Origin of the sequence: Olivibacter sp. LS-1 (assembly GCF_008245145.1) — a bacterium.
GTDB lineage: Bacteria > Bacteroidota > Bacteroidia > Sphingobacteriales > Sphingobacteriaceae > Olivibacter > Olivibacter oleidegradans.
This window is the reverse complement of record NZ_CP041643.1, coordinates 1,062,332-1,086,975: the sequence shown is the minus strand read 5'-3', so window position 1 is coordinate 1,086,975 and position 24,644 is coordinate 1,062,332. Positions and strand designations below refer to the sequence as shown.

General features: G+C 40.8%; 24 protein-coding genes and 1 tRNA gene. 17 read left to right on the top strand and 8 right to left on the bottom strand.

Translation table 11 applies throughout. The features are described from left to right. Positions 1-74 precede the first annotated feature (74 nt). A complete protein-coding gene (locus FKG96_RS04365; protein ID WP_149105160.1) occupies positions 75-482 on the bottom strand; it encodes a hypothetical protein in 408 nt (135 codons plus the stop codon). 671 nt (positions 483-1,153) lie between these two features. On the opposite strand from FKG96_RS04365, the gene FKG96_RS04360 reads away from it, so the two are divergent. Then, complete coding sequence (locus FKG96_RS04360) at positions 1,154-1,885, top strand: AAA family ATPase (protein ID WP_130854530.1); 732 nt, start codon at positions 1,154-1,156, stop codon at positions 1,883-1,885. Between the two features lie 22 nt (positions 1,886-1,907). On the opposite strand, the gene FKG96_RS04355 is transcribed toward FKG96_RS04360, so the two are convergent. The 3 genes from FKG96_RS04355 to FKG96_RS04345 form a co-directional block, all read right to left on the bottom strand. Next, positions 1,908-2,723, bottom strand: a complete 816-nt coding sequence (locus tag FKG96_RS04355) for an AraC family transcriptional regulator (protein WP_165446899.1) — start codon at positions 2,721-2,723, stop codon at positions 1,908-1,910. 76 nt (positions 2,724-2,799) lie between these two features. Continuing rightward, positions 2,800-3,690, bottom strand: coding sequence for an oxidoreductase (locus FKG96_RS04350; RefSeq protein WP_130854532.1), 891 nt, complete (start codon positions 3,688-3,690; stop codon positions 2,800-2,802). Positions 3,691-3,858: 168 nt separating this feature from the next. Further along, positions 3,859-3,930 (bottom strand) — tRNA-Arg (locus FKG96_RS04345). A 268-nt stretch (positions 3,931-4,198) separates the two neighbouring features. Between FKG96_RS04345 and FKG96_RS04340 the strand changes: the two genes are divergently transcribed. The 10 genes from FKG96_RS04340 (at position 4,199) to FKG96_RS04295 (ending at position 14,058) form a co-directional block, all read left to right on the top strand. Beyond that, positions 4,199-4,837, top strand: a complete 639-nt coding sequence (locus tag FKG96_RS04340; protein ID WP_013664770.1) for a peroxiredoxin — start codon at positions 4,199-4,201, stop codon at positions 4,835-4,837. Positions 4,838-4,843: 6 nt separating this feature from the next. After that, entirely contained in the window at positions 4,844-5,158 is a 315-nt protein-coding gene (locus FKG96_RS04335; protein WP_149105159.1) for a thioredoxin family protein, read from the top strand. After that, entirely contained in the window at positions 5,139-5,399 is a 261-nt protein-coding gene (locus tag FKG96_RS04330; protein WP_013664768.1) for a hypothetical protein, read from the top strand. Before FKG96_RS04335 ends, FKG96_RS04330 begins: the two co-directional genes overlap by 20 nt. A gap of 406 nt (positions 5,400-5,805) precedes the next feature. Continuing rightward, positions 5,806-6,828: a low specificity L-threonine aldolase gene (locus FKG96_RS04325; protein ID WP_013664766.1), complete on the top strand. Its 1,023-nt coding sequence runs from the start codon at positions 5,806-5,808 to the stop codon at positions 6,826-6,828. A gap of 30 nt (positions 6,829-6,858) precedes the next feature. Further along, positions 6,859-8,721 (top strand): DNA mismatch repair endonuclease MutL, encoded by a 1,863-nt coding sequence (gene mutL, locus FKG96_RS04320; protein ID WP_130854533.1) that lies wholly within the window; start codon positions 6,859-6,861, stop codon positions 8,719-8,721. A gap of 8 nt (positions 8,722-8,729) precedes the next feature. Further along, entirely contained in the window at positions 8,730-9,485 is a 756-nt protein-coding gene (locus tag FKG96_RS04315) for a rhomboid family intramembrane serine protease (protein WP_130854534.1), read from the top strand. 32 nt (positions 9,486-9,517) lie between these two features. After that, on the top strand, positions 9,518-10,369 hold the full coding sequence (locus FKG96_RS04310) for a rhomboid family intramembrane serine protease (protein WP_013664763.1): 852 nt from the start codon (positions 9,518-9,520) through the stop codon (positions 10,367-10,369). Between the two features lie 9 nt (positions 10,370-10,378). Further along, on the top strand, positions 10,379-11,515 hold the full coding sequence (locus FKG96_RS04305) for an endonuclease/exonuclease/phosphatase family protein (protein WP_130854535.1): 1,137 nt from the start codon (positions 10,379-10,381) through the stop codon (positions 11,513-11,515). Between the two features lie 147 nt (positions 11,516-11,662). Beyond that, positions 11,663-13,126: a cysteine--tRNA ligase gene (gene cysS / locus FKG96_RS04300; protein ID WP_013664761.1), complete on the top strand. Its 1,464-nt coding sequence runs from the start codon at positions 11,663-11,665 to the stop codon at positions 13,124-13,126. Between the two features lie 65 nt (positions 13,127-13,191). Then, the gene (locus tag FKG96_RS04295; protein WP_130854536.1) at positions 13,192-14,058 is read left to right on the top strand and encodes a hypothetical protein; all 867 of its coding nucleotides are present in this window, start codon (positions 13,192-13,194) and stop codon (positions 14,056-14,058) included. Between the two features lie 70 nt (positions 14,059-14,128). On the opposite strand, the gene FKG96_RS04290 is transcribed toward FKG96_RS04295, so the two are convergent. Further along, complete coding sequence (locus FKG96_RS04290; RefSeq protein WP_013664759.1) at positions 14,129-15,523, bottom strand: peptidylprolyl isomerase; 1,395 nt, start codon at positions 15,521-15,523, stop codon at positions 14,129-14,131. Positions 15,524-16,176: 653 nt separating this feature from the next. Here FKG96_RS04290 and FKG96_RS04285 point away from each other — a divergent pair. The 6 genes from FKG96_RS04285 (at position 16,177) to FKG96_RS04260 (ending at position 22,560) form a co-directional block, all read left to right on the top strand. Further along, entirely contained in the window at positions 16,177-16,875 is a 699-nt protein-coding gene (locus FKG96_RS04285) for a phosphatase PAP2 family protein (protein WP_013664758.1), read from the top strand. Between the two features lie 74 nt (positions 16,876-16,949). Beyond that, the gene (locus tag FKG96_RS04280) at positions 16,950-17,450 is read left to right on the top strand and encodes a hypothetical protein (RefSeq protein ID WP_130854537.1); all 501 of its coding nucleotides are present in this window, start codon (positions 16,950-16,952) and stop codon (positions 17,448-17,450) included. Between the two features lie 28 nt (positions 17,451-17,478). Further along, complete coding sequence (locus FKG96_RS04275) at positions 17,479-18,054, top strand: non-canonical purine NTP diphosphatase (protein WP_013664756.1); 576 nt, start codon at positions 17,479-17,481, stop codon at positions 18,052-18,054. 10 nt (positions 18,055-18,064) lie between these two features. Further along, entirely contained in the window at positions 18,065-20,557 is a 2,493-nt protein-coding gene (locus FKG96_RS04270; RefSeq protein ID WP_130854538.1) for a PIG-L family deacetylase, read from the top strand. 2 nt (positions 20,558-20,559) lie between these two features. Continuing rightward, entirely contained in the window at positions 20,560-20,754 is a 195-nt protein-coding gene (locus FKG96_RS04265; protein ID WP_013664754.1) for a hypothetical protein, read from the top strand. Positions 20,755-20,865: 111 nt separating this feature from the next. After that, positions 20,866-22,560: a sodium:solute symporter gene (locus FKG96_RS04260; protein ID WP_130854539.1), complete on the top strand. Its 1,695-nt coding sequence runs from the start codon at positions 20,866-20,868 to the stop codon at positions 22,558-22,560. A 45-nt stretch (positions 22,561-22,605) separates the two neighbouring features. On the opposite strand, the gene FKG96_RS04255 is transcribed toward FKG96_RS04260, so the two are convergent. From FKG96_RS04255 to pheS, 3 genes are read right to left on the bottom strand one after another with little or no spacing between them, the layout of a single operon-like run. Then, positions 22,606-23,181 (bottom strand): TetR/AcrR family transcriptional regulator, encoded by a 576-nt coding sequence (locus tag FKG96_RS04255; RefSeq protein WP_013664752.1) that lies wholly within the window; start codon positions 23,179-23,181, stop codon positions 22,606-22,608. Further along, positions 23,182-23,613, bottom strand: a complete 432-nt coding sequence (locus FKG96_RS04250) for a hypothetical protein (RefSeq protein WP_013664751.1) — start codon at positions 23,611-23,613, stop codon at positions 23,182-23,184. Further along, on the bottom strand, positions 23,594-24,637 hold the full coding sequence (pheS, locus tag FKG96_RS04245; RefSeq protein ID WP_041387171.1) for a phenylalanine--tRNA ligase subunit alpha: 1,044 nt from the start codon (positions 24,635-24,637) through the stop codon (positions 23,594-23,596). The genes FKG96_RS04250 and pheS overlap by 20 nt, the downstream gene beginning before the upstream one ends. Positions 24,638-24,644: the final 7 nt, after the last annotated feature.

Sequence of the window (24,644 nt, the reverse complement as noted above, 5' to 3'; positions counted from 1 at the left end):
TTAGCATGTATTATTTATGGAATGTAGAAATAACGGAATAGCAAGGTTAGGCCTTTTCCGTTAGCAGAGAAAAATCAAATTCGAATAACCCGAAACAGGAGGTAGGTTCGGGACGAGGTATACGGAGCATGTTCTGAGGAAGCCAAACTTTGCTTCATCTGTCGCCAAAAATACCTCGCATTTAAGGCATAAAAAAAATCAGTAAAATAATTACTGATTTCTAAATATTTTCGGGAAGAAACCGAGTCATCTTCTTCCTCCTTGTCTGTAGCCCGTATTTTTTCGGTGACTTTTTCTTCGTTGAGCGGCGCTGGCTTAAAAACCAATTCATTCGCCTCACCTATCTGCTCATAAGCTACCCGTTCAAAAATTTTTACCAACGAATAACGTATATGGTCTTGATGCGCGTAAGCGTGTAGGTGATTGTATCTGCTCAAGAAGAGCAAACACAGCGATAGAAAAAATCTAACGAGCCATTTCATGATCGGGGTCAAAAGTATGTAAAGTTGTCCATACGAACAACAGTGAATTGTTAAATCTTAGTTAAATGTAATAGTCAAAAGGGACATCCTTACACCATCACTGTGGGTTAGATTGCCACTCGGTCATCTTCAATCTATAAAGCAAAATGACTTAACAAAAGGTTTACGACTTTATCCCTTTAAGCCATATGACAGACAAAAATAACAACATCAAAGCGAGATACAAACAAAAAAAATTAAAAGACCAGCAATAAAATGAAAAATAAGCAACATAAAACAAATAAACCCACATAAAAAGACAAAACAACAAGATTTTCCATCTATTTTTATAAAAATATTCCAGAAAAACATAGTTTTTTGTTAAACTACCAAGAAATAAAGCCTTAAACTTCAGTAAATCATTTTACAGAAAAAAATTATAAATATTATCACCCTAAAAGGCCAAAAAAAGAAAAAAAACAGCTGGTTTAGTTTTCGAATCCACAATTTCAACTAGCCATATTTCATTACTTGTCTAGCTTTCCCAGTACATTAGATACAACTTGCTGTGTTTTAAACAGCTCACCCATTAAGGTTTAGCAAGCAACATCTTTAGCTGAGAATTCTCAACAATTGCTTTGATTGCGATTTCTCGCTGGAATTTTTAATTTAGGGTCAATTAACATTAAGTTATGCCTTTCTTATCGCAAATCACACTTTCTCCATTGGGAGACGCGACTTATCTGGGAAATATTGCCAGTCTAAGCAGCGGATTTACACTTAAACTAAAGACGAATATTACCTTCTTTGTGGGTGAAAATGGCTCAGGTAAGTCAACATTATTAGAAGGCGTCGCTGAAAAGTGCGGCTTTAGTTTAAGGGGAGGCAACAGAAACCATAATCTTAATCAAGGACACCAATTTGAGGGATACGAATCCGCGCTATCCCGCCATCTTAAGTTAAGTTGGACCCCTATCCGAATTAACAACGGCTTTTTCATGCGGGCTGAAAGCTTTTTCAATTTTGCCTCTTACATTGATGAGCTTGCTGAGGAGGATTCCCGGATTCTGCAAGCTTATGGGGGCCAATCGCTTCACGCACAATCTCATGGAGAATCTTTTTTAGCTTTGTTTAACAACCAGTTCGACTCAGGCATTTATATACTTGACGAACCGGAAGCCGCCTTATCGCCAGCTCGGATACTCGCATTTATGTCTATCATACATAGCTTAGAACAAAGCAATCGTGCTCAGTTTTTAATTGCTACGCACTCTCCGATGCTCATTTGCTATCCAGGAGCAACGATCTATCAAATGGACGAACAAGGGATACGGGAGACAAGTTATCAGGAAACGGAGCACTTTACGCTGACAAAGAACTTTCTAGATAATCCGCACCTGTATTTACGGCATTTAATGGAATAGCGCCTATTCCATTTATTACGCACTAACCCACCAGCTTAGAAGGCGGCATACCATACATTTTTTTAAAGGCGAAGGAAAAATGCGAAAGATCTTCGAATCCGATCTCCAAGTATACGTCAGAAGGAGCACGCCCCTTCTCTTTAATTAGATAATGAGCCTCCTGCAATCGTCTTTGTTGTAACCACTTACTTGGAGAGGTATGAAAAATATGCTCAAAGTCACGCTTAAAGGTAGCCAAACTGCGACCAGTAAGGTAGGCGAAGCGTTTAAGCTGTACGTTAAAATGAAAGTTTTTATTCATGAAGGCCTCCAAATCGATTTTACCCGGTTCCGTGAAATCAAATAATATATTCTGCAATTCAGGTTTGGATTGTAGTAAAATCATAACCGCCTCATGTTGTTTCAAAACTTGAAGCTGTTGAGGGATCGCTTGATCGCTTCCGGTGTAAGGCATCAATGAATCCATGAAACTTTTACATAACGCTCCTCCGTTTAACCGCATCACTGCTTCTCCTCTGAACGGCTCTTCTATGGCTTTATACCCATATACTATACTAAAGTCCCTTAACATCGGCTGATCAAGGTAAATTGAGATCGATTTAAAAACGCCTCCGACTGGCGGTTGTTTAACAAACTTCAAAAGTTGATTCCTTTTGATAAATCGAAAATCGCCTTCATTGAAAACATGTTCACTGTCTCCTGTATTTATTAGCAGTGTACCCGATAATTGATAACTGAATACGTGTTCCGGTGCAAACTGTTCGCCCTCACGGTTACGATTGAAGTAGCATGAATACGCAATTGGTGACGATCTTCCATTTGTTTTTGGTTCGGACATAGGCAATTTGTAAAATAGGCGGATAGTCGTCAACATAGCCGTAGCGATGAAACTAGCCGCCTATATATATACAATATTAATGTTTTCTTTGCAGATTACCGGTATACCACTGACCTTGAGGTGTATCAAGAAAGTTCTCAGAAGTGTCATGATCGGTAGATAAACTAACCTCCATCCATTCTTCCATTTCGGCCTGCCTGGTCTCATTTGCAATTTTCAGCATGCCGACAGCCTCACTGCCCAATACCAAATGTATAGGCGGCGTTGGATGAGAAGCCAATTCCACCATAGCTTTGGCAGCCTTTACAGGGTCGCCCACGGCAATGAATTTTCCACTTTTAAAAAAATCTGTCCGCTGCTTCACCATTAGGTAATCTTCGATCTCCCGCGCATAGGTCATAGAAGCACCGGCCCAATCCGTGCGGAAGCCGCCTGGTTCTACGCTGGTAACGTAAATGCCCAATGGGGCTACCTCTTTTGCCAATGCCTCTGTGAAGCCACTTAAGCCAAATTTAGCCGCTTGGTACATCGTTAAACCGGCATTACCTACTCGGCCGCCGATGGAACTAATTTGCAGAATACGGCCTCCTCCTTGATTGCGCATATAGGGTAACACGGCTCGAGTGATTTCTATCGGAGCATATAGATTCGTTTCTAGCTGACTCCGTACCTGTTCATCGGTATAGGCTTCCGCCGCACCAATGATACCGAAACCGGCATTGTTAACCAGCACATCAATACGACCAAAATGTTTTACCGCCTCAGCCATCGACTGTGAAACCTGCTTATAATCGGTCACATCTAAAGCTATTGGCAGTACCTGATCGGCATATTGCTTTAACAAATCATTTAGTTGATTAATATTACGGGCCGTTGCGACTACTTTATCGCCGCTAGCCAGCACTGCTTCCGTCAGGCTACGTCCCAATCCCCTGGAACTTCCTGTTATAAACCATACCTTTTCCATTGTCTTATATATTTAATACGATACAAAAGTACGTTCTTAGTAGACGGTAGATTTTGTTTAAAAGTTCAATATGCTTTGTTCAAAAGCTCATTAACATGCATTTATTGATGAGCGGGCATCAGCTTCAAACAAAAAAGCGGCTTATTTTGCAATAATCCGCTTTTTTCGTAGCCCCGACGGGAATCGAACCCATATCTAAAGTTTAGGAAACTTCTATTCTATCCGTTGAACTACAGGGCCATTTTGGAACGCAAACTTAGATAAATTTCCGCTTATATGCAATTTACAAGACAATTAGCAGTAATACGATTGCACTTTGACATGCCTGCTCTTGGCGGAGGTTCTGACATTGCTTTTTGATTAACGTTTAAAAGATTTGACTATTTTATTTTACAATACCATCGCGCTCTAAGTATAGTTTTTATTTATAACCCCATAAGAAAATAAGATACTTTAACCTAGCAGAAAGCCTTATCTTTGTGGCATCAAAAACGAAAAAAAATTTAATATGAGCTTAGTAGGTAAAAAATTCCCGAACATTACTGTTGACGCCATGGATCACATGGGCGATGATTTAAGAATTAACGTATTAGAAGAGGCTACTAAAAAAGGAAAGAAGGTATTGTTATTCTGGTATCCAAAAGATTTCACCTTCGTTTGCCCTACCGAATTGCATGCATTTCAGGAAGCTTTACCTGAATTTGAAAAAAGAAATACTATTGTAATTGGCGCATCTTGCGACACCAACGAAGTACACTTCGCATGGTTAAACACCGCAAAAGATAATGGCGGTATCGAAGGAGTAACTTACCCAATCTTAGCAGACACTACACGTAATTTAGCCAACGTGTTAGGTATTTTAGATATTCAAAAAGCCGCTTATGACGAAGAATTGGATTCGTTGATTATTGAAGGATCGAACGTTACGTTCAGAGCCACATACCTGGTAGACGAGGATGGTAAAGTATTCCACGAGAGTGTAAATGATATGCCTGTTGGCCGTAATGTAAAAGAATACTTACGTTTGATTGATGCTTATTCTCATGTTCAACAATTTGGAGAAGTATGCCCTGCCAACTGGGAAGAAGGAAAGCAAGCGATGAATGCTAATCGTGAGGGTGTGGCTAGCTACTTATCCGCAAATTAATTTATTATGTTACAAGAATTAGAACAAGATAATTTGGTAGATATCGTTAACCAAAATGATGTCGTATTGGTTCAATACGCTGCAACTTGGTGCGGTAACTGCAAAATTATGAAACCAAAGTTTAAAAAATTGGCTTCAGAAAACGAAAATATACCGTTTGTTATTGTTGATGCCGAGAAGTTGCCGGAATCAAGAAAGCTCGCTAATGTGACTAATTTACCTACATTCGCGGCTTTTAAAGGCGGCAAACTGCTCAATCAAGTGCAGACAAATAAACAGGATGCCTTAACGCAATTAGTAAATGAAGTTACCAGTAATTAAGCATTTAACTCAATTCATTGAGGAAAATGATGAGGATTTTGTGATTGAAGCAATTGAAACGCTTGAATCTCTTACCGAAGTCTCCTCATTGAAAGATGAAGAGTTAGACGTTATCGGTGAGCTAATATCCAACATGTATGGTGCTATTGAAGTGAATAAACTAGTTCAAGAGCAAGGCATGGACAAAAAAGAGGCCCTGAACACTTTTATGAAACGTGTGTTGGGCTCTATCGATAAATAGCGTTTCATCTGCTAACGCAAAAAGCGGTACTGCTACTACAGTACCGCTTTTTTTTATGATACAAGCGGTCGCAAACGCGTTCCCGATTTCTCCAACAGCAATAAGTCTCAGGATATCAAACTTTTCCACAGAAATATGTTGAAAACCTGCTTTTCTGTTGAAAACTAATTTACATGAACGGTTTAATTTTCGTAAATTTACTAGTGTTAAAGGTTAATGCTTTAAGTCGCTTTTATACACCTCATAGTATTTTTGATTCACGCAGTGATGTGTCATTCAGTTAAGCCAACTTAAAGAACAAGATTTTTTAATTGTTAATTTCAAAGACCGCCGAGTAGTGTTCACTCGGCGGTCTTTGTGTTACGACACATTTAATTACCTTTGGCCTGAAAAACGCATTTCGAAAATGAAATCACTGGCAAGCGACAATTATGCAGGAGCTATTACGGAAGTAATGCAGGCGCTCCTGCATGAAAATCAAGATCATGCTGTCGCATATGGAAATGACAAAACGACAGAAAGGTTAAAAGACGAATTACGACTACTCATTAATTATCAGTTCAAATTGCACTTGGTATTTAATGGAACAGGAGCCAATCTATTGGCCTTAAGCCTATTGACCAAACCATACGATGCGATTCTTTGTGCAGAAACCGCGCATATATATGTCGATGAATCAACGGCGCCCGAAGGCCTGACCGGTTGCCGGCTTATACCGCTACCTATCGATGAAACAGGCAAGTTAACACCCGCTACCATACAACGGGCTGTGAAGCGTCGTGGCGATTTACATCACCCGCAAATTAAAGTACTGAGTATCACACAACCTACTGAATACGGAACGCTTTATACCTTAGACGAATTGAGAGGAATTCATCGCGTAGCAAATGAAAACGATCTTTTAATCCATATGGATGGCTCCCGTCTATTTACGGCCATCACAGCTTTGAATTGTACGCTACAAGATGTTGTACAGGCTAGTGGAGTTGATGCTTTATCATTGGGCGGAACAAAGTCGGGCATGCTTTATGGCGAGGCCGTGCTTGTTTTTAATGAACATATTCACGACAGTCCTTTTTTTCATAAACGCAGTATGCAATTAGCGTCTAAAAGTCGCTTCATCTCTGCCCAGTTTTTAGCCCTATTAAATCACGACACCTATAGAAAGTATGCCAACATTGTTTTGGAACGAACGCAACAGTTAGCTACCGTCTTAAGGAAATATCCCCAGATCATCATCACCAAACCGGTGGAAGTCAATGCCATTTTCGCCAAAATACCCCCTAATTGGATCAAGCCTCTACAAGAGACGCTTTTTTTCTACCTTTGGGACGAGCATATGCATGAAGTTCGGCTAATGTGTTCGTTTGACACCAGCGAAGAAGAAATCAGTTTGTTTGACAGAAAGCTTGCGGAGCTAACAAGGTAGTCTCATATCTAATTTGTAAATTCGCAGGGTATGTCAGATATCATTCAATTACTACCAGATGCAGTAGCCAATCAGATTGCGGCAGGGGAGGTAGTACAACGTCCGGCATCGGCAGTAAAGGAGCTGATAGAAAATGCTATTGATGCAGGTGCAGATAAAATTCAATTAATCGTAAAAGACGCAGGTAAATCCCTTATCCAGGTAATCGATAACGGTTGCGGCATGAGTGTTACAGATGCACGCCTTTGTTTCGAGCGCCATGCGACCTCAAAATTAAGAAAGGCTGAAGATCTCTTCGCTATCAGAACCATGGGATTTCGGGGTGAAGCCATGGCTTCTATCGCCGCCATCGCTCACGTTGAGCTTAAAACAAGACGACATGAAGACGAGCTGGGGACCTGCATTATGATAGAGGGATCCGAAATAATAAATCAAGAACCAACAGCAACGCCTGCCGGCACAAGTATTTGCGTTAAAAATTTATTTTTCAACACGCCTGCACGACGTAATTTCCTGAAAAGTAATCCGGTTGAAATGCGCCATATCATTGAAGAATTTCAACGGATTGCCTTAGCTCACCCTAAGATCTTCTTTACCCTGCACAGCGATGGAAACGAGGTCTTTCACCTTCCTTCAGAAGGTCTAAAACAGCGCATCATACACATCTTCGGAAGTAATTACAACCAGCGTTTAGTACCTGTTGAAGAGTCCACAACGATCATTAATCTAAATGGTTTTATCGGAAAGCCGGAATATGCGAAAAAAACCCGGGGCGAACAGTATTTTTTTGTCAATAACCGTTTTATAAAAGATCCTTACCTGAATCATGCGGTACTCAATGCTTACGAAGAGATCCTTCCTTCCGAAAGCTATCCGCTATATGTATTGTTCATCGAGATTGATCCGGCGCAAATTGATGTTAACGTCCATCCCACAAAAACAGAAATCAAGTATCAGGATGAACGATCGATATACGCCATTATCCGTTCGGCCGTTAAGCGATCCCTAGGGAAGTACAACATTACGCCAACTTTGGATTTCAACCAGGAAACGGGTTTCAGCCATATGATTTCGCACAAGAAAACGGAAGATATTGTCCCGCCGACCATTAGTTTTAATCCGCAATTCAATCCCTTTGACACAGGCTCTCAGCAAAAGGAACGACAAGACAATTACTCTCGCTCTTTTGAGAAAAAGAGTGGCATTCCGCAGAATTGGGAAACACTCTATGAGATTACGCAGAAAGCCCACCATCATCAGTTAAGTATTGATTCGGAAGATAAACAGCAGGAATCGGCAATAGAAAAAACCCAAGAGAAACCAGCCGGTAAGCTCATCTTTCAAATTCATAACCGCTTTATTTTGTCGCAGATCCGATCCGGTTTTATCCTTATCGACCAACAAGCGGCTCATGAGCGAATTTTATTTGAAAGGTTCTTACAACAACTGGAGACACACCAAGGGGCCAGTCAGCAGAGCCTCTTTCCGCAAACAGTTGATTTGAGCGTAGCGGATTTTGAACTTATCACCGACTTACTACCTGATATCCATGCATTGGGATTTCAAATTAGGGCTTTTGGACGGAACACCTTTATTGTAGAAGGAATCCCGGCTGATTTAGGCAGTGGACTCAGTGAATCACAAGTACTTGAGCAATTACTGGAAGCCTATAAAAATAATCAATCAACTTTAAAGTTAACCAAAAGGGAGAACCTGGCAAGGAGCCTGGCCCGCAATGCGGCTATTAAAAGCGGTACAGCCCTAAACATTGATGAAATGAATGACATTATCGATAAGCTCTTTGCCTGTTCAACACCTAATGTTTCTTTGAGTGGTAAACCCATAATTATTACCTTTACCCTCAAGGAACTGTTAGAAAAATTTGAAAAATAAACGAGAACATGTTTAATAACTCATCCGCTCAATTTGGTGGGATTCCGCCAGTGGTAAAGAACTTACTGATCGCAAACATCATCTGTTTCATTGGCGCAAATTTTGTATTTAAATATGCATATACAATCTTTCCCGTCTATTATTTTGATTCGCCCATGTTTCATTGGTGGCAGCCAATCACCTATATGTTCATGCATGGGAATATCAATGCCGGAGGTTTAGCGCACATCTTTTTTAACATGTTCGCCTTATACATGTTCGGCCCCATATTGGAACGGATCATGGGCTCTAAACGATTTGTTTACTTTTACCTTATTACCGGACTCGGGGCACTTGCACTTCAATTTGGCGTACAAGCTTTTGAGGTCTTCAATATTACCGGATCGCCTTCTGCTAAAAGCGTGTTGGATTTTAATTTTGAAACGGGGATGGTCGCAAGTAAAATAGACGGTATTTCAAAAGCTAACTTTGATACCCTCGCTTCCGTGTACTTTACCCCTATGGTAGGCGCTTCCGGTGCTATATTCGGCTTATTGGTTGCATTCGGCTATTTGTTTCCAAATACCGAATTATACCTGATGTTTATTCCTATCCCAATAAAAGCGAAAATATTTATTCCGATTTATATTGTATTGGAATTATTTTTGGGTGTATCAAAATTCTCAGGCGATTCTGTGGCCCATTTTGCACATTTAGGAGGAGCCTTGTTCGGCTTTATTCTCATTAAGATCTGGGGAATCAAACGTCCGGGATTATGGGGTTAGCTTTAATATAAAGATCAACGAGATAGAAAATTATGAAGAGATCATTTTTTGGCGAACTTTACTATAAGGCATTTCGATCGGGAAATACGCTTAACTTCTTTATAGCCATCAACACGATTGTTTTCATTGTGATGGGACTTTTTTCGGTAATAGATTTCTTCGCAAAAACGCCCGTAAGTTCTTTTTTGGTTGAACAGCTCTCCTTGCCTGCCAATTTGAACAGGTTATTGTACCGGCCATGGTCTATCGCCACGTATATGTTTACGCAAGTGGATTTTTTTCACTTCTTATTTAATATGCTTTGGCTTTATTGGATTGGTCTTATCTTTCTTGATTTTCTAAATACTAGACAATTTACTTTTACCTATCTCGCGGGTGGTTTAGTTGGTGGCATTTTATTCTTAATCCTTTATAATCTGTTTCCTTCTTTAGGTGCCGGCTTTGCTGTGCTAATAGGATCTTCCGGAGCTGTATATGCGGTCGTCGTTGCTACCGCAACCTTGGTGCCTGATTATACCATTCGTCTGTTGTTTTTCGGAAACGTTCGTTTAAAATATTTGGCAGTAGCTTTTATCGTCTTAAATTTATTAGGCCTTGGAGGTGGAAACTTAGGAGGAAACCTCGCTCATTTAGGTGGAGGGCTTTTGGGATTCGTTTATATCTTACAGCTTCGTAAAGGCAATGACTGGAGCAGGCTAATCCAGGCTAAAAAGAAGAAGCTTCGGATTATAAAAAATGATGCCCCTCGAAAGAGCAAGGAAACCTTCACCAATCAAGAATATATTGATAGCATTCTGGATAAGATATCCCGATCCGGATATAATAGCTTAAGTAAAGCGGAAAAGGAAGCCTTATTTAATGCGGGGAAGCAAGATCAAGATTAAATTTATTCCATGGGCGCAAAAATAAGGAAAGGGAAAAGAAAAAGAAGCCTGGGAAAATTCGTGCTGCTTGGTATTAATGCTTTGTGCGTTTTGTTGTTATGTCTAAGTTACCTAGCTCCTTACATCGACCCGCAAAGTTTTTGGCCGCTCGCTTTTTTTGGTTTAGGATACCCTATTTTCTTATTAGCTAATTTGGTATTCATCATTCTTTGGGCATTTAAAAAATCCAAATACCTTATTTTATCACTGCTTTGTATTCTCTGTGGCTACGTTCCACTAAAAAAGCATATAGGTTTTCGCAGTAAACCAGACGAGGCATCGATTAAGCGGCCCGACAGCAGTAGTATAAGAGTATTAACATATAATGTACATTTATTTCGGAAAGAAGATCAGGACGTGCAACCAAAAACGAAAACAGCCGTAACCGAACTTATCCAAAGTGTGTCACCGGATATTGTATGTATGCAGGAGTTCTATACAAGGAAAAAAGGAAAATACAACAGCCGGCAAAACATGGCTCCTGCTTTAGGACTTTCTTACAGCTATTTCCATCCTGTAGTTGAAAATGAGTACGAAGCTTACGGCCTCATTATTTTATCGCGTTATCCGATAAAAAATGCCGGATCAATTCCTAATTATCAAGGTAAACGAACATTAAATAGAGCTATATATGCCGATATCGTAAAAAATGGTCGTGCTTTCCGCGTTTACAATATCCACCTGCAATCTATCGGTTTTCAACCACAGGATTACGCTTTTGTAAAAGACGTAAAAAGTCGGAGTTTTGAAAATGATAATGTTGCATCTACTAAACGTATTGGCTCTCGCTTAAAACATGCTTTTTTTGAACGGAGTGAGCAAGCGAAGCGAATTAAGGAAGAGATTAATCGCTGTCGTAAACCGGTAATTATAACCGGCGATTTCAATGACACCCCTCTATCTTTTGCCGTGCACACCGTATCTAGCGATTTGAACAATAGTTTCGAGAAGAAGGGTGCGGGTTGGGGGATTACTTACAACGGTGAATTTCCAAACTTTCAAATAGATTATATACTTTCATCTAAGACCTTTGAGGTTAAGCATTATCAGATTTTGAAGAAAAAGTTATCCGATCATTATGCTGTTTGGAGTGATCTTGCCTTATAGCGAGTTTGAGGCAACGTCTTCTTATTGTCCTTTCTCGCCAACAGGATTCTAAAAATAGCATGGAATGAAAGGAAATTACTAAATTCGCAAAATCTACTTAGCGGTGTACCTTGTACCCATAAAACATATTCCTTAAAAATAAAACGAATGAGCAGCAATTTAGTCATTTATAATACGCTTAGCCGAAAGAAAGAAATTTTTGAACCCATAAACCCGCCCATGGTAGGCTTATATGTGTGTGGCCCTACCGTTTATAGTGACGTGCATTTAGGCAACTGCCGTACATTCGTATCCTTTGACCTGATTTATCGTTATCTGTTGTATTCGGGCTATAAAGTTCGTTATGTTAGAAACATAACTGACGCCGGACATTTAGAAGGAGACCGTGATGAGGGGGATGATAAATTTGCAAAAAAAGCGAAGCTGGAACAATTGGAACCAATGGAAATTGTGCAGAAGTATACGATCGGCTTCCATGATGTTCTACGATTATTCAATACGCTTCCTCCAAGCATTGAACCTACAGCTACCGGTCACATTTCTGAGCAAATCGAGATGGTAAAGCAAATCATCGCAAACGGTTATGCCTATGAAGTAAACGGCACGGTATACTTTGATGTCGAAAAGTACAGCAAAAATAACGATTATACAATTCTTACCAATCGGCAGCTTGAAGACATGCTAAATAATACCCGTGAACTGGGCGGCCAGGACGAAAAAAAGGGAAGACTCGACTTCGCTTTATGGATTAAAGCTAAACCAGAGCACATTATGCGGTGGCCATCGCCATGGGGCGTAGGCTTTCCGGGATGGCATATCGAATGTTCAGCGATGAGCAACAAATATTTAGGCCATCAGTTCGATATTCATGGAGGGGGAATGGACTTGGCAGCAACTCACCATACGAACGAAATTGCCCAATCGCAAGCTTGCAATCATACCAACCCTGCTAAATATTGGATGCATACAAACATGTTAACCGTTAATGGCGCACGTATGTCGAAATCTGCGGGAAACGGATTTCTTCCAAGGGAATTGTTCACCGGAGATCATCCCTTATTAACCCGTGGATATTCGCCTATGTCGGTTCGTTTCTTTATGCTGCAAGCCCATTATAGAAGCACGCTAGACTTTTCGAATGAGGCCCTGGAAGCATCTGACAAAGGCTACCGTCGGTTAATGAACGCCATTGCTTTACTACCCAAATTAAAGGCTTCAGCGTCTTCGGAAGTTGACTTTGAAGAAATAAAGCAACGTTTTATAGCTGCCATGAATGATGACTTCAATAGTCCGGTGCTGATTGCCGAGCTGTTTGAAGTTGTACGTATTATCAACAGTGTGTACGACAATAAAACCAAGATTGATGCAAAGGGCTTAGCGCAATTGAATACACTGGTAAACGATTTCGTATTCAATATCCTTGGATTAAAAGATGATCAAACGGAGAATAATGGGGATTTGGAAAAATTAATGGACTTCATTATTAAACTAAGACAAGAAGCCAAAGCTTCCAAAGATTACGCGACATCTGATTTGATTCGCAATAGTTTACAGGAAATGGGATTCCAACTGAAAGACAGTAAGGAAGGTACCGTTTGGAGCAAGTCGTAAATCCACAAAAAAAAATTTGGCATTAATTTGGCAGGGGAGAAGCCTTAAAAATATTTATAAAAAGAATGTTTAGATTTATTTTAGTTGCCCTAAGTATGATCGCCTTTTTAGGCAACACAGTGTGGGCTCAGCAAGAATCCTCCGATCAAATAAATCAACTAGTATCCGCCGAGTATAACATGGGCGTTTTAGCCACCAATAGAGGTGTTTTAGCAGCTTATAAGAACTATAGCGATGAAAGTACGGTGTTCTTCACCCCCGCACCGACCCAAGCCGAAATTTATTTTAAAAGCAAAGCTCGTGTACCGGATGTGATGACATGGAAGCCGGTTTACGCCAAAGTATCAAAAAGTAATGAATGGGGTTTTACAACGGGCCCTATTTCATGGCAAAACGTAGGATACAAGAAGAAATATGGCGAATATTTCTGTCTATGGAAATTGGATCGCAAGGGTGAGTGGAAAATTGCTTATCGTGCAATCAGCGAACATGGCGCACCAACAGAGCATGTACCTGCCATTCTAGAGAGCCCGGTAGACAATAAGTATCGAAAGTCTAGATCGAAGGCTCGACTAAAACAACGGGAAGATATCATATTAAGTACTGATCAGCTTTTTTCAACTATTTTGAAAGCTGATAACCAAACCGCTTTCAAGGAGTTCTTAACAGATTATGCCCGGATTTATATCCCTGGGTATACTCCGGTTATCGGCATAGACGACATTCGTGCCTTTTTAAAGAAAGCGGACATCAATATCGAAAGTACAGAACACAAAGTAGACCGTACTTATAGTGGTGAGTTAGCATATAGTCAGGGCGATGCCATTATCCGCCAGGGAAATAAAGTCACAAAATGCTATTATATTCGCATTTGGGAACTACAGGAAGATTCCATGTGGAAAGTGAGCGTTGATATGTATTTTGAGAAATAGTCTACACAAAATGGGTATAAAAATAACGGGGCGCATATAGATATGCGCCCCGTTACTTTTTTAATCAATTTTATTCTTTGACTTGTGCTTGCGCGTTATTTATTTCACTCTCTCGAACCCAATCTTTCAATTCTGCGCAGGTATTGAATTCATCATCAATTCTTATATAGGTAGTCTTTCTACGTTCTTCGAACCACTCACTGACTACACGATTCAGTTTATCCGCTTCCGCCAACTCTTTAATTTTCGCATAATCCTTTTCTAAAGAAGCTCTATGCGGTTCGGTGCGCGACTTAAGGTACAAGAATCTGTAGCCCTCTTTTTTAGTCTGCGGGTCGGAAAAAGCAAAGGGCTTCGAGTATTCGCCGGCTTTCAAGGTGTCAATAGCGGAGAAATCTGCTGCATCCAGCTGGTCTACAGGGATGTATGTAGTACGCGTTTGCTGATTCATCGCATTAAGCATCATCCCACCATTGTATTTAGTCATCTCATCGCCGGAATATAGGGCTGCGGCCGTAGAGAATGGTATTTTATTGTCTTTAACTTGTGTGTAAATGCTATCAATCTGCTTTTTAGCCCGCTCCATGCTTTGCTCGTTTGGTTTTACGCCAATCAATATGTGCCGTGCCCTAACCTGTTCGCCTCTACGTTCAAGTACTTGTAAAAAGTGAAAGCCATATTCCGATTCAAATACATTGGAGATCTCACCTGGTTTTAGTCTAAAAGCAACCGAGGTAAATTCTTTTACCATACTACTTCTATCAAAAAAACCTAGATCACCGCCTGAAGAAGCTGACCCCGGATCCTGAGAATATAACCTTGCCATTGTTCCAAAGTCGTCTCCGGCTTTAATCCCCATCCGAAGAGATTCTGCACGATCATAAAAGGGCTGTTTTTCTTCTTTCGTCAATTTTGGAAATACGACGATCTCTCCGACCTCAACTTCCGTATTGTAATTAGGCAAACTGTCTTTAGGAATTTTCTCGAAATACCTTTTCACCTCCAATGGGGTAATCCCGGTTTTCTCTGTAATTTTCGCCTGCATTTTCTGTGCAATCAATTGCTCCTTGACAGCGGGCCTCATTTCTTCCTTGTATTGAAGCAACGATCGGTTCAAGAATTTTTCCAATTGCTCCTGACCACCGGCTTGACGTGTCATATATCGTAAACGGTTATTGATATTATCATCCACCTCATCTTCGGTTACCTCGATCGAGTCAATTGCTGCCTGCTGTGTTAAAAGCTTGTTTGTTAACAGCTGCTCTAAAATCATACATTTGACCCCTGGATCAGCACGGTTACCCTCGGAAAGATATTGCGCGTACTGCATCTCTATATCCGATTGGAGAATAATATTTCCACCAACAACGGCCGCCACTTTATCTATTACCTGTACATCTTGAGCTCTCAGTGCTCCCGCACACGCGAGGAAGATAAGTGTCAACAAACCAGCAAACTTCTTCATTTGTTAAATTCTATTTTTTATACTAAGCAGTTTTAATAGCTTGCTAAGTTACACAAATCCATTACACTCTATTCCATATTTAACGAAATTTAACAAGAAAATGGTTCATTGCTGACCCTTTATTTCAGATGACAACAATTCGCAGTGCGTAATGCTCTAATTTGATCGTATAAAAGAACGATTATTTTTGTCACTTTTTTCCGCAAAAAGTAACCAAAAACTCATCACTTGGAACTTTGCTATAAAAGGTAGTGCCTCAACGTGCAAACCGCAAATTTCCTAGGTGATATTTTAATAGAACGGAGGGCTTTTGCGGGCAGCCGACAAGGCCTCGGGTGGGGGATAAAACGGCCTTGGAGGATACCGATGCAACGAGCAGCAAAGCATTTGCACCTCTGTTCATGTTGCACTATCCAAGCGGATTGAGGAAGTGAAACGGCTCCAATACGCGCCGTTGATGCTTTGCCATCAGGTGCAAGGTAGCCTACACGAGCCTTGATTTTGCTCAACTTTTATCAAGAAAAGTTGATTAAAATAATCGTTCCTTTAATATTACAAGCTATTGTACGTTAAAAATGGCTGCCTAAGTAACAAGTTGCTGCTTGCAAAAACATAAACATTTTCATTATGTTTGAAATGTTAAGCATAAAAAAATGAATACATCGGCCTCTTACGAATACAGTTATCTAACATTTTTAAAGCAATTCCCCGTATTTATTTTATTACTAGTTTGCTTTCAGCTAATTGGTATCACGTGCTCGCTTATTTATTCGCAAGCCGAGCTATTCTTATGGGTCAATCGTCTACATGACCCCATGGCCGATCAGATTTTTATGCTCATTACGCATTTGGGTGACTGGCCCGTTACAGTGGCTATAGCTTTTATTTTCCTTTTCATTAATTGGCGTCACTCATTTTTATTGGTATCTACTATGCTCTATACCGGTTTCTTTACGCAGGTAATAAAGATGATTGTTAAGCACCCACGACCAGCTGTTTTTTTTGAGCACGGAGAAGCGATTTATACCATTAAAGATTATGTCTTACAAAACTCACTTAGTTTCCCTTCCGGCCATACCACCTGTATATTTTCACTTACCATCACTTTATCTTACATCTTTGTCAGCCAAAGACGCCAACCCTGGTTCTTTTTGATTGCTCTCTTGGTAGCCCTATCACGTGTATATCTATCTCAGCACTTTTTCAAAGACCTGTTAGCAGGATCGCTGATTGGCACTTTTTTCGCGTTGCATCTTATTTGGCTATTTGAGCGATCCGAGTGGTTTCATAAAAAAAACACGAACAGTAATCTACTGGAATTCTTAAAGAAAGGTAAAAAACCCGTTTCATAACTAGAATTCGCTCGCTAAGTTTGCATCTCGGTGTAGATTCTTCTATTTTCGTTTGGGTTTACCACAATCGTACTATGACGCAGTTGAATACTACCAATCCTTTCGCTTTACGTTACCTACTGGATGATTTGCTCTTCGATTTCGAAGCTGACTTTCCTGCAGCAACCGAGCAATCACCAAATATTGATCGCCCAACTTTCAACGTTCTTGGAGCCAATAAAAGCCGTATTCTCTATTTGGTAGAAAATATGACCGAAGGGCATTTCTCACCGGCGGCCTTGGATGCCTTTACCAAAACATTACACGCTTTAGGTCTTGCACTGGATGATGTGGCGGTTCTGAATCTTGCTCAAATAGAAGCGGGCGTAAATTTTGAAGACCTATGTAGTTATTTTGATCCTCAACGGATTATATTCGCCGGACCATCACCCGCTAAAGTAGGCATAGATGGCTTATCTCTTAATATAGCGTCTTCTCAACAATCCATCGAATTACTTTACACCTATTCTTTTGAGGAAATGTTAACAGATACAAATAAGAAGAAGCTCTTTTGGCAAGCCGTAAAAGCCTTTTAAACACAAGCAATTTTAACACATGGAAGATATGCAACAACTGGTTTTTGCAACGAACAATAAACATAAACTGGAAGAAGTTCAAGCAATGGTGAAAGGTCTATTCTCCATTCAATCCTTATCAGAAATACAGTGTGAGGTCGATATCCCGGAAACCGCCGACACCTTTGAAGGCAATGCTTCGCTTAAAAGTGAATACATCCTAAGTAATTATGCCCGCGATTGCTTTGCGGACGATTCCGGGCTGGAGGTGGAAGCGCTAAACGGAGAACCGGGTGTTTACTCCGCTCGCTATAGTGGTTCGAGAGACATGGAAAAAAACATCGACTTGCTATTATCCAAATTAGCTGACAAAACCAATCGGAAAGCGCAGTTCAGAACCGTTATTTCCTTGCGATTGGGAGGAGAGCACCATTTCTTTGAAGGTATTGTTAAGGGCTCGATTACACAGGAACGTATTGGATTAAGAGGATTTGGATACGACCCAATTTTTATTCCGGATGGCTACATAAAAACTTTTGCGGAAATGTCGGCCGACGAAAAAAATCAGATCAGCCATCGGGCGGTCGCCATACAGAAATTAGTTACCTTTCTCAAGAATCGTTAAACATTGCCGTATGCCTCGTAGACAATTGCTTCCCCTGCTTATTATTAGTTTGATTACGCTATTTGTCCAACCCTTGTTGGCACAGAACGCATCCACTAATAACGCTGCATCTATCAGATTGCGAATCCAAAAATTAAACACGCTGGGCAGTGTGCTTTACTTTGCAGCACATCCTGATGATGAAAATACACGGCTGATCGGCTGGCTAGCAAATGAACGGCTTTATCGAACCGGTTACTTGTCGTTAACACGCGGCGACGGCGGACAAAACCTTATTGGTACCGAACAAGCCGAAGAGCTTGGTTTGGTACGGACTCAAGAGCTATTAGCGGCGAGAAGGGACGATGGCGGAGAACAATTTTTCTCGACAGCCAACGATTTCGGTTTTTCCAAAACTTTTGACGAGACTTTTCAAATATGGAATAAAGAAAAAATTTTGGCAGATGCTGTTTGGGTAATCCGGAACTTTCAACCTGATGTTATTATAACTCGATTTCCGGGCGACCCAAGAGCGGGACATGGACATCACCAAGCCTCGTCTCTCTTAGCACAGGAGGCCTTTAAAGCTGCCGCAGATCCATCTCGTTTTCCGGAGCAGCTAAAATATGTAAAACCTTGGAAGACCACTCGAATTCTCTGGAACACCTATAATTTTGGCAGCGCGAATACAATTAAGGAAGGACAATTTCGAGAAGATTTAGGACAATACAATTCCTTTATTGGCAGAACCTACGGTGAGATTGCCGCTATCAGTCGAACCAACCACAAAAGTCAGGGCTTTGGCACCACCGCTCAAAGAGGCGAAATGTATGAATATTTTGAAAGTTTAGGAGGCACCCCTCCCCGGAAAAGTTTATTCGACGACATCAATACCAGCTGGTCGAGAGTTCCCGCTTCGAGAAAAGTACAAGAATTGGTGCAGCAGTTACAAGAGCATTACAATTTAGCGCATCCCGAATATTCTATTAAAAAGCTTACGGAACTTCTTACCGAGCTAGAGGGCTTGGGAAATAATTATTGGGCTCTTCAAAAAATAAAAGAAGTAAAAGGGCTTATTTTGGATTGTGCAGGGATCTGGGGCGCCTGCTTAGCCGATGACGAAAAATACGCGCTCGGTGAAACTGTTCACGCGAGCACTCATTTGGTGGTACAAAAACCCGGGTTATCTGTTTCGCTTTTGGCACTAAAAAACGGTGATCAAACCGAGTCTTTTTTAAGCAGTACAACCAATTTATCGTATAATCAGCCGCAACAAATAAAAACCACCTTTGAAGCAAAAACAATTACGCAACCCTACTGGTTAGCCTTTCCGCATCAACTAGGTTCATTTACGGTAAAAGATCAAAAGCTCATTGGGAAACCGGAAGCCGGCAATCTTCTTCCACAGGTAATTGCCACCTTGTCTATCGAAGGAAAAGAAATAGACTATATTTTTCCCGTCACCTATTCATATAATGATCCCGTACGTGGTGAGGTAAATAATCCGATTGTTATAGCACCCCCCCTGACCGTCAATCTCAATCAAAAAGCGATCATTTTTAATGGAAATGAACCAAAGCAAATCGAGGTCTCTTTTACGTCTAACGGTCATCACAGCCAAGCGGATATTACGCCCGTGCTTCCGCAAGGCTGGCGGATGGAACCGGCATCCTTTTCGGTCGATTTGGAAGAAAAAGACGACGAATTGGTTAAACTAGCAACCATTTATCCATCATCTAACGCTTCCATGAACGACTCTCTCTCTTTCGAGGTTCGTTATAGAAATGGCCAAAATGAAATAGCGAAATCGATACGGACCATTCGCTACGACCACATTCCACGAATCAACTGGTTTCCGCCGGCAAGTGCTCGTTTAAGTAAAATTGAGACCGGGGTATCTGCCAAGCGCATTGGCTATTTACCTGGAGCCGGTGACCTCGTTGCCGCATCATTGCGTGAGATAGGGTTACAGATGGATGTTTTATCCGAAAACGATATTATGCATCAAGATCTTCAACAATACGATGCCATTATTACAGGGATTAGAATCTATAACGTGAATGATCGTATCCGTTATATACAACCCAAACTACTGGATTATGTAAAAAATGGCGGTACGCTTGTAGAACAATATAATGTAAGTGGCGGACTGAAAACCACCCAAATTGGTCCATACCCCTTTACTATCACCAGAGAGCGTGTTACTAACGAAAATGCACCGGTTCGCCTCATCGAACCGCAACATCCCATTCTTCAATATCCCAACAAAATAACGGCGGACGACTTCGAAGGCTGGATACAAGAACGGGGGTTATACTTTGCATCCAATACCGATAGTCATTACCAATTACCTTTGGCTATGAATGACTCGGGTGAAGCAGAGAGCAAAGGGTCACTTTTAGTAGCAAAGTATGGAAAAGGTAAATATGTTTACACATCTCTTTCTTTTTTCAGAGAATTACCGGCAGGAGTGCCCGGTGCTTATAGATTATTTGTAAATTTGCTCGCAAAAGAAAACAATTAAACATGGAAAATCAAGAAAAGAAAATCAACACAGACTCTTTATTCTATCTTATCGGTGCTTTTTTTGGCGCTTTAACCGGAGGCTATTGCGCCGAATCTTTTTGGGGTGTAGTAGGCGGATTGGTTATTGGTCTGTTTATCGCTATGTTTTTCTTGAATGCTTTAGTAAAGCGCAGAAGTGAGGAAGAACCTGCCTAAAGATAAAGGCCTCCCCCCTTTTGTAAATAGCTGGCATCAATTCTACTGGATAGTGTTGATTTGGCTATTTGCGCTGATTCTATTGTTTTACTTATTCAAAATAACTTTTGAATGAGTTTAATCGATTGGATCGTACTTTTCAGCACGCTGTTGCTGATTGTTGTCTACGGCGTATATAAGAGCCGTGGCAGCAGCAATATTGATGGCTATCTATTAGGGAATAAAACACTTCCTTGGTATCATATAGGCTTCTCCGTAATGGCTACACAAGCCAGTGCCATTACGTTCCTTTCAGCTCCCGGACTTGCTTATTCCTCGGGTATGAGCTTTGCACAGTTCTACTTCGGCGTACCCTTGGCGATGATCGTACTGAGCATCACTTTTGTCCCTATTTTTCACCGAATGCGGGTCTTTACCGCCTATGAATACCTGGAAAAAAGATTCGACGTAAAAACACGTGTCTTCACTGCATTTCTGTTCCTTATACAGCGCGGTGTATCCACCGGCATTACCATTTATGCTCCTTCTGTTATCCTTTCGAGCATTTTGCAGATAGATGCTACTTATACGACCTTGTTCATTGGCTGCTTGGTGGTGATGTATACGGTATGGGGAGGAACGAAGGCCGTCTCTTATACCCAACTGCTGCAGATGGGTATCATCTTTATCGGCTTGCTTTCAGCGGGTGTAATGGTTGTCCACCTATTACCATCCGATATCGGTTTGGTAAAAGCCCTGCATATAGCGGGAAAATCCGGGAGAGCCAATGCGATTGATTTCTCTTTCGACTGGAATAACCAATATACTTTGTGGAGCGGTTTAATAGGCGGTTTTTTTTTACAATTGTCTTATTTTGGCACCGATCAAAGTCAGGTTGGACGCTACCTGACCGGCTCCTCGATACGCGATAGTCGACTGGGTCTACTAATGAATGGCCTTGTTAAAGTTCCGCTTCAATTTCTGATATTAATGATCGGCGTCCTCGTTTTTGCCTACTATCAGTACAATCAGCCCCCTATTTTCTTTAATAAACTGGAATTAAACAAAATTGAAAAAAGTCCCTATCAATCTGAATTACAGCAGATCAAAGAGCAATTCAATACGGTTTTTCAAGAGAAACATCGTTTAATCAATAAATTGAGCAACGCGTTGGACACGCATTCTGATGCTGAAATTGCCGACATCAGAAAAGATTTACATAGCGCCAACCAAAAAACGACCGAAATCAGGGAAGAACTAACCCGCCTCATGCAAAAGAATGACCCGAAAGCAGATACGAATGATAACAATTATATCTTTCTTAATTTCGTCACGGAAAAGCTTCCCAAAGGGCTCGTAGGCATCTTAATAGCCATTGTTTTTTTAGCTTCGATGGGATCAACCGCGAGTGCGCTCAATTCGCTGGCATCAACATCTGTTATTGACATCTACAAACGATTTATTCATCGGGATGGCAGTGCCAGTAATTATCTAAACGTGTCGAGGCTTATGACCTTATTTTGGGGTATATTTACGATTATCATTGCACTATATGCCAATCGTCTTGGTAATCTCCTTGAAGCGGTCAATATTCTGGGGTCCTTATTTTACGGCACCATCTTGGGCATATTTATTGTTGCCTTTTATATGAAACGCGCGAAGGGAACTGCGACCTTCATTGCTGCTATTTTTGCCGAAATTTTAGTCATTATTTGTTGGCGCGCAGATATGATGGCCTTTTTATGGCTTAATTTAGTCGGTTGTGTCTCGGTCATGTTCTTTGCCACCTTAATCCAGGCTATAATACCTCGCATATCAAAAAATTGATGCCTTAAAACGAAGAATCTAAGTCCTAAAAGTACCGAGTAAGGGTTAACTGACGGTTGCTTTCACTAAATAAGGTAGTATCTCTTTTTGAAAGGAAACAAAATACTTTCGAACATCGGCCACACTTACGGCCGTAAAAGCGAACGAAAACACAATACTTTTGCTCGACTTAATTAAAAATACTAAGTTTTCTTTAGGTATACCGGGATCAATAATATGGCTCTCGTTAAAAGAACTGATCAGTAAATTCTCCAAATCGTCAGAAAGCGTTTTTAAATACTCTTGTGCATTGGCCGACTCTCGAATGAAATCCCAGCCAATAAATTCATTACAGATGGTATAGGTTAAACGACTGACCTTCAAAATAAGATTACTTAAATACGTGCCTTGATCGGTAGCCGTACTTGGGTTATGTATGAGTTCGTCTACGCCGACCTGAATATAATCCATTAGGATGGCATGTAAAACCATTTCCTTGCTATCGAAGTATTTATAAATGGTAGCTTTGGCTATTTTAGCCTTTTTCGCGATCTCATTGACGCTGGTTTTGTTATAACCATAGCGTCGGAAGAGATCCTTTGCCGACCGTTTGATACTTTCTTTAATTTTATCTGCTTCCATTTAATTAATAACTCTTATAAGATTCCCATCTCTCCTCACCTGGTAAGGTTTTAACGGTCGCTCAGCCGGAGCCTTTGAAGGCATACCGCTTCTGATATCATATTTCGCACCGCTGCATGGATCTACCAAAATAATACCGGTGTCATCCACATTTACAGCACACTTTTTTTCCGGATTAACTGTACTGCAACGATCGTAGGCTACATAACCGCTTCCTGTATTATAAACAATTATACCGGCAACACCACCGGTTTCCGACACGGCGTAGCCTCCCGCCACCTCCAGTTCGTGGTATTGGGTGGTAGAAAACGTTTGGTTAACAACCACCTCAGGAATCCCATAATAGTCTTTTCCACAGCCGCAGACGATAAAGATCAGCAACGGACATATCTTCCAGAGGAAGCTCTTTGTCTTAAATTGTCTCGGTTTCAAATTGTCTTAAAAAACGTATATCATTTTCAGAAAACAAACGCAAGTCTTTGATTTCATACTTCAAGTTAGTTATGCGCTCAATGCCCATTCCAAAGGCAAAGCCTGTATATTTCTTTGCGTCAATCTTACTGTTTGTTAACACATTCGGATCCACCATACCACATCCTAGGATTTCAACCCAACCAGTGTATTTACACATATTACATCCCGCTCCTTTGCAAATGGTGCAAGAAATGTCCATTTCAGCAGACGGTTCCGTAAAAGGAAAATAAGATGGACGGAAACGAACTTTGGTTCCTTCACCAAAAAGTTCCTGAACAAAATGGTATAAGGTCTGTTTTAAATCAGCGAAAGAAACACCTTCATCGATATATAAACCCTCTATCTGATGGAAAAAACAATGTGCTCGAGCGGATATTGCCTCATTTCTATAGACACGTCCCGGCATAATAGCACGGAAAGGAGGAGTCCCACTTTCCATCATTCGTACTTGCACCGATGAAGTGTGCGTACGGAGTGCAATATCATTACCTTCTTGTTTCCTGATAAAGAAGGTATCCTGCATGTCTCTTGCGGGATGTTCTTCCGGAAAGTTAAGCGCCGTAAAATTATGCCAATCATCTTCAATTTCCGGACCCTCGGCCACAATGAAACCAAGTTTTTTGAAGATTTCCACAATCTCTTTTCGTACAAGGGACAAAGGATGGCGAGTACCAATTTCAAAACCAGGTCCGGGCAGGGTCAAATCCTGTTCTTTCGAATCCTTTGAAGAGTCGGCAGAAACCTCGAATAAATCCTTTGTTTCGGCATATCTTGCTTCTGCCAATTGTTTAAATTCATTCAACACTTTGCCCAAAAGCCGCTTTTCTTCACTCGAAACATTTTTGAACTCTTCAAACAATCCTTTGACGATCCCTTTCGCTACCAAAAATTTCAGTCGATAGTTTTCGACTTCTTGTTGTGAATGAGGAGTCCAATTGTTTATCTCTTCTGTATATTGATTAATTTTTTCCTGTATACTCATTTTTAAC